This window comes from Halomonas sp. BC04 (genome assembly GCF_000568385.1).
In genome coordinates this window covers 1-6,229 of record NZ_AZQX01000371.1, presented here as the reverse complement: position 1 = coordinate 6,229, position 6,229 = coordinate 1, and the positions used below count along the sequence as shown (strand labels likewise).

Genomic DNA, 6,229 nt, shown 5'->3' with positions numbered 1-6,229 from the left:
ATCAGGCCATCGAGGTGTGCGGGGAGCGGGCGCGAGGGGGAGAGCCGCAGCGGGTGGCCACCATGGCGCCAAACGGCGAACCAGTCGAACCACCAGGCGATACGGCTCTTGTAGTCAGAGGTCGTGATGCCGATGAGGGGGCGGGTCATGAGGGGTGCGGGCCTCCCGGATCCAGTCGCGCAGCTTTCCGATCCAGCGAGTCAGACGCGGCTGAGTGTGATAGGTGACGTAGGCGCCCGCCCGCTTGGTGAGCGCCGCATTGTCGGCTGCGAGGCGCTCTACCTCCACCCAGCGGTTCCACTCCACCACGGCACCCCAGCCGAGCTGTGACAGCTGGGCATTGGGCAGGCGGTAGTGGAAGGTGGGGCGTGCCTTGACCAGCTTGTCCTGGAACAGTTCGTGGGGGTAATCCGGGCGGAGAAAGGCAAACAGCGGGTAGAGGTCCAGCTCCCGGTTGCGGGTCGGGTTGAAGGCGATGTAGTCGGCAATCAGTCCGTCGAGATCGGGTGCATAGGCGGGATCCAGTACCTTGAGCGCGTAAGGCCTGGGAAAGGGGTTGGCATGGGGCAGCACCTCGCGGGTGATGTCGATATCGATCTCCTGGCGCAGCCACTCGGCCAGGAGCAGATAGGCTCTTAGTTGCCTGAGAATATATGAGACGTCCAGGCTGGCCACCTCGGGGTTGAGGTGGAGGCCGAAGCCGTAGAGCAGGCTGGCATCGGTCCCCTTGGCTCCATGGCTGTGGAGCGCCTTGAAGAGGGCGTCCAGCTCGCCGAGTTCGTCCCAGGGCACCGGCGGGCAGACGACTTCGGTCGGCACCAGCCCGGTAACCACATCGCCGATCAGTTGACGCGTCCGGTTATGGAAGTCCACGCGCATCTGATGGCGCTGCCGTTCCCACTCGCTCTCCTTGCGTGGCACCTCCTCGAGCAGCTTCGCATCGGGGTGTGCATACTGAGTATCCAGCTCGATGACGAAGCTGCCCCAGAGTGTCCCCTCCACCTTCAGTCGATGAGGGCTGACCACGCTGATATCACCACCGAAGAGCGTGTGCACCAGCTTCGTGGTCTCCGAGGGAGGTAGGCCGGCAAATTCGATTTCGACACCCACTCGCCGAGTCTTACCTTCGTAACTCAATGGCATGGGTGGTGATTGAGGCAGCATGGAGGCATCCTGTGCGAGTCGTGCGGTCTTGGCCGCCAGCCTAGCATAGTGCTGAGCTGGCTCGGAGGAATCGATGATGACTGGCTGCTGTCACAGGGCGAGGCCGCGAACATGGACAAGGAGTAGTGACGTAATGCCAGGTGGTTTGTTTCAGGTGTTGATGAGTCGCAGGCAAGGTATCAGGGGCTGGGCCTTTATACTCACCCTGCTTGCTGGGCTGTTGCTCGTCCTCAGCGGTCCACTGAGCGCTCAGTCCCTGCCGCTTGGCGGATTGGGAGCAGGCGAGGAGGGTACGGCCCACGATCCGAGGCGTTCCAGCAGTCGCTGGACGAGGTGATCGGCACCCTCGAGGATACCCAGCAGCGTGAGGCACTGCTCGAGAACCTGCGCGAGCTGCAGCGGGTGCACGCCGAACGGGCAGAAGAGGGAATTGGGCAGCGGCAGGGATTGCTCGGCGCCCTGGCGGAGATGTTCAGCGAACTGGGTGAGCAGGCCGAGGCCGGCGAGTCGCCGATCGATGACTGGCAGCGGCAACTGGAGCAGGGCTGGGAGGACCTCGGCGGTTTGATGGTCGACACCGGCTCCGCCGAGATCGCACGATTCACCATCGAGAGTACCGTGCTGCTGGCGATCTGGGCGGGGCTGCTGGTGATCCTGATCGCCCTGGGCAGGCAGTTGTTCATGAGACGAGGCTTGCCCCTGGATCTGCCGCGGGAGCCGCGCGGCTGGCTGCTGGCGCTGCACTTCCTTCGTCGCATGTTGCCCTGGGCGCTCGCCTTCTTTCTGGTCATGGGGCTGGCCCAGGTGCTGCCTGCCAGCCCTGGGCGCACCCTGGCGCTGATCATTGCCTACCTGGCGCTATGTGGCCGTACCCTGTCGGTGATCGTGGAGTGCGTGGTATCGGTCTTCACCCGAGGCCACCGCTTCATTGCGGTGTTGATTCTGCAGCAGCGCGCCCTGCGCATGCTGTTCGTGATCGGTGCACTGATCGCCCTTGGCGATGCACTCAATTCGGCACGGTTGTCACTGATGGTCGGGGATGAACTGGCGGCGCTGGGCTCGGTGCTGGCCAATATGCTCGCAGCCATTCTCAGCATTCGCTTCATCATCAAGTTCAAGCGCCCGATCAAGCACCTGATCCGCAACCGCGGCTGGCGTGTACGCCGTGAGGGCGGCACCACCATCGAGCTGGCGCGTATCATTGGTGGGCTGTGGCATGTGCCGGCACTGCTGATCGTTGTGGGCTCGCTGCTGGCGATCTTCATCACCGTGGGTGATGTCGGTGCGGCCTTGGCCCGCTCGATCGTCTCTGCCGCCTTGCTGGTGCTGACCCTGGTGGTCACCGGCCTGATCCAGCGTCACACCGAACGGAGCTCCAAGCGGCGCCGCATCAGCGATTACCGGCGTCGCCTCGAACGCTTCGGCTATGCGCTCTCGCATGTGGTTGCCTGGATCGTCTTCGCCGAACTGTCGTTGCAGGTGTGGGGCGCCTCGCTGTTCGGCCTTGGCCAGGAGGGAGTGGCCGGCATGCGCATCGGCCAGGCGCTGCTGGCGCTGGGCTTCACCGTGTTGCTGGCGTGGCTGGTCTGGATATTTGCCGATACGGCGATCCAGCGGGCGCTGATCTCCTCGGGACGCTCCCGGGGTCGCCGAGTCAATCAGGCGCGAGCCCAGACCATCACGCCGATGATTCGCAACGTGATCTTTGCCACCATTGTGGTGATCACCAGCATCGTCGGCCTGGCCAACCTGGGGGTCAACGTCACGCCGCTGCTGGCCGGTGCCGGCGTCATCGGCCTGGCGCTGGGCTTCGGCGCCCAGACCCTGGTGCAGGACCTGATCACCGGCATCTTCATCATCATCGAGGATTCCCTGGCGGTGGATGACTTCGTCCAGATCAACGGCCACATCGGGACCGTCGAGGGACTGACTCTGCGCACCGTGCGACTGCGCGACCTGGACGCGGTGGTGCACATCATCACCTTCAGCCGTATCGAATCCATCCACAACATGTCGCGGCAGTTCGGTATTGCCTGATGCGGCTGCGCATTCCCCACACCATGAAGATCGATGACGCCATCACCCTGATGCAGGAGACGGCGCTGGAGCTGCGCCAGGACCCGATGATGCGCCACCACATCTGGTCGCCGCTGGAGATGCAAGGCATTCAGGCGTTCGAGGATGGCTGCCCGATCCTGCGCATGCGTTTTCGCACCGCCCCGGAGATGCAGTGGGACGTGGCGCGCGCCTTCAACCTGCTGCTCAAGCAGCGCATGGAAGCCCAGGAGATCGATCTGGGGATGCCGAGGCTCAGCATCAGCATGGAAGGCCGGCCTGGCGATGACATGTCCGCCAGCACAGAGCTGGGCGGCGACGGTGAGCAGGGGCGTTTTCGTGATGCCAAGGGGCGCGAACCGGGAGAGGCCGGCATTGCCGATCCCCACGGGGACACCAATTCGCAGAAGGCATCGCCCGAATGAGGCCGTCCCTGCGTTGACTGGCAGGTGCATCCTCGGTGCAGGGCGTTGGGTGGGGGCATGGCAAGCTGGCCGCGTTCCGCCGTACCATGAGGCTGGATACTACCGGCCATCGGCCCTGGACCAGGAGCAGTGGCGACGTGATCACCGTCGAGCGCAAGGATAGCTTTCATCTCAAGATTTCCCGCGTCCTGCAGGAGGAGACTTCGCACCGGTTGGATGTCTTCCTGTTTGTTCCCGGTGAGCTGGGATTGAACGATCACGTCATCTCGGAGGACGCCTTCTACCACAGTGCCATTCACAGCAAGCGCACCTACTACAGCGACAAGCACCATCTGCCTCTGGTGCTCAGTCGATTGGCCAGCCGCGGCAAGCTGACCAGCGAGCAGTATCGCTTGAGCCTCAGCCTCTACGCTTACCAGTACGTCGTTGCACTGGAGCGCTCGACCCAGACTCTGCTGGATACTGCCCGGAAGGTGAAGGAGGAGGAGCGGCGGCAGGATAGCCGGGATGAGTCGAATGCAGAAGGCGATTCACCGGCCGCGGAGTCGGAGCGCGTCGATGACACGGCGGCCCCGGCGGCGCGCCTGAGCGAGCAGCTCGAGGAGTTGTGCGAGCTTGCGCAGGGTATCCTGCGTCGCCTGCGTCGCAACCAGCCCGGCAGTGAGAAGCTGCACAAGTACTACGCGAATATCGACAACTACCTTTCCTGGTTCACCGAGCAGCAACTGCTGGCGCTGGTGGCCAACCTGCCGCGGGGCAAGGGATTTCGCTCGATTCGCAAGCGGTTGCTGACGATCTGTACCGCCGAGAGCGACTATCGTGAGCGCGAAGAGTACAACTCCCGCCGAGTCACCCAGGACCCCACTCGGATGTCCAACAAGATGCGGCTTCTGCGGCGGCTGATCGAGCATCCGGTGACGCTGAAACAACAGAGTCAGGAGCTGGGCAGTGGCGAGCAGAAGGCGGTCAAGGGATTGGCCACGGCCGTGGTCATGATTTTCGTCTCGCTGGGGCTGCTCCAGGCCCGTGACTCCCTGGGCGATATCACAGCCCTGTTCGTGCTGGCGATGGCCGTTCTCTATGCCATGCGGGAAGTGTTCAAGGACGACCTGCGCAATACGCTGTGGCGTTGGCTGCGCAAGGGTCGCCCGAAGTGGCGACGCCAGTATCTGGATGCCACCAGCGGTGCGCTGGTGGGTCGCCAACTGGAATGGTTCGATTACAAGCGATTCAGCAAGCTCGATGAAGACATTCAACGGGTGCGCAAGCGCAATGTGGCCCAGCGAGAAGAAGTGGTTCTCCACTATCGCTCGAGCTCCCGCATGTCCCCAACCCGATTTCTCAGCGGCTACGAGAAGACCCGCGAAACCCTGTCACTTGACCTGTCGCTGCTGGCACGACTGATGGACAAGGGGGAGCACCATGTCTATCGGCTGAAGGATGGACAGGTATCCCAGGAGTCAGTGGAAAAGCGTCACCTGCTCAATCTGGTCATCCGCGAGGAGGGCATCAATACCCGGCCCATCATTCAGCGCTGGAAGATCGTCATGAGCCGTTCACGCATTGTCGATGTCGAGCAGGTCTATCAGGAGGGGGGAGAGGAGGTGGAGAAAGCAGGAAACTCGGCCATTACGGCATCGGCTTGAGGAGCAGGCTTGCTTCATGTCAAGCACATGAAACCCCTTGTCTGCTAATGTAACTGACAGGGGCGGTTTGTGAGAGCCGCCATGCCAGACTAGATTCATAGCCATGCTTCCCATTTTCCTTGTCCGGAGTTGCCGCCATGCAAGCCGTTGATGTCATGACTACCAAGGTCATTACCGTATCGCCCGACGCCGACGTTCGGGAAATTGCACAGCTTTTGCTCGACAATAATATCAGTGCCTTGCCGGTGGTGGATGCGGACGAAAAGGTACTGGGCATCGTCAGTGAGGGCGATTTGATGCGTCGGGTCGAGAATGGCACGGATCGGCGCAAGTCCTGGTGGCTGCAGCTGCTCGAGGGCAATAATCCTGGCGAGTACATCAAGACCCATGCCCGCAAGGCACGCGAGATCATGACCCGCGATCCGGTGACCGTCGGTGAGGACGAGTCGCTGCGCCAGATCGCCAAGCTGCTGGAAAAGCATCACATCAAGCGGGTGCCGGTGGTGCGCGACGGTCGCCTGGTGGGGATCGTCAGCCGGGCCAACCTGCTGCGTGGCTTTTCCCACCAGAAGGCCGACGCCGAGGCGGTCAGCGTCGATGATCGAGAGATTCGCGATGCTATCCTCAAGGAGATCGAAGATATCACCGGGGTCTGGGTCGACCGGATCAACATCATCGTCGCCGATGGTGCGGTTCAAGCCTGGGGCCTGGTGGAAAACCCGGAGGAGCGGATGGCCGTTCAGGTGGCCATCGAGAACACCCCGGGGGTGAAGTCGGTAGAAAACAACATAGGGATGATGCCGCGGGGGGTGGGGGGAGCCTGAAGCCCCCGCAACGACGGGACGGCATAACGAACGCGTTACAGGGTAGGGCGGCCTATTGGCCGCCCTGCTGCCATGCCGGGGGCGTCAGCGGATCTGCTTGAGCGCAGCCTCCAGG

General features: G+C 62.7%; 5 protein-coding genes and 1 pseudogene. 4 read left to right on the top strand and 2 right to left on the bottom strand.

Annotation, left to right across the window (positions count from 1 at the left end):
• Together Q427_RS34835 and Q427_RS24995 are read right to left on the bottom strand one after the other, a co-directional pair.
• Nucleotides 1-149, bottom strand: a pseudogene (locus Q427_RS34835) (gamma-glutamyl-gamma-aminobutyrate hydrolase family protein); the annotation flags it as partial.
• Nucleotides 115-1,164, bottom strand: coding sequence for an amidoligase family protein (locus Q427_RS24995; protein WP_051496691.1), 1,050 nt, complete (start codon nt 1,162-1,164; stop codon nt 115-117). The gene Q427_RS24995 and the pseudogene Q427_RS34835, both read right to left, overlap by 35 nt.
• 333 nt (nt 1,165-1,497) lie before the next feature.
• On the opposite strand from Q427_RS24995, the gene Q427_RS24990 reads away from it, so the two are divergent.
• From Q427_RS24990 to Q427_RS24980, 4 genes are all read left to right on the top strand, one after another.
• Nucleotides 1,498-3,201, top strand: a complete 1,704-nt coding sequence (locus Q427_RS24990; protein WP_442905573.1) for a mechanosensitive ion channel family protein — start codon at nt 1,498-1,500, stop codon at nt 3,199-3,201.
• The gene (locus Q427_RS37150) at nt 3,201-3,644 is read left to right on the top strand and encodes a hypothetical protein (protein ID WP_442905572.1); all 444 of its coding nucleotides are present in this window, start codon (nt 3,201-3,203) and stop codon (nt 3,642-3,644) included. Before Q427_RS24990 ends, Q427_RS37150 begins: the two co-directional genes overlap by 1 nt.
• Before the next feature lie 137 nt (nt 3,645-3,781).
• A complete protein-coding gene (locus tag Q427_RS24985) occupies nt 3,782-5,290 on the top strand; it encodes a hypothetical protein (protein ID WP_043518069.1) in 1,509 nt (502 codons plus the stop codon).
• 137 nt (nt 5,291-5,427) lie between these two features.
• The gene (locus Q427_RS24980) at nt 5,428-6,114 is read left to right on the top strand and encodes a CBS domain-containing protein (RefSeq protein WP_043518067.1); all 687 of its coding nucleotides are present in this window, start codon (nt 5,428-5,430) and stop codon (nt 6,112-6,114) included.
• The last annotated feature ends 115 nt before the right edge of the window (nt 6,115-6,229 follow it).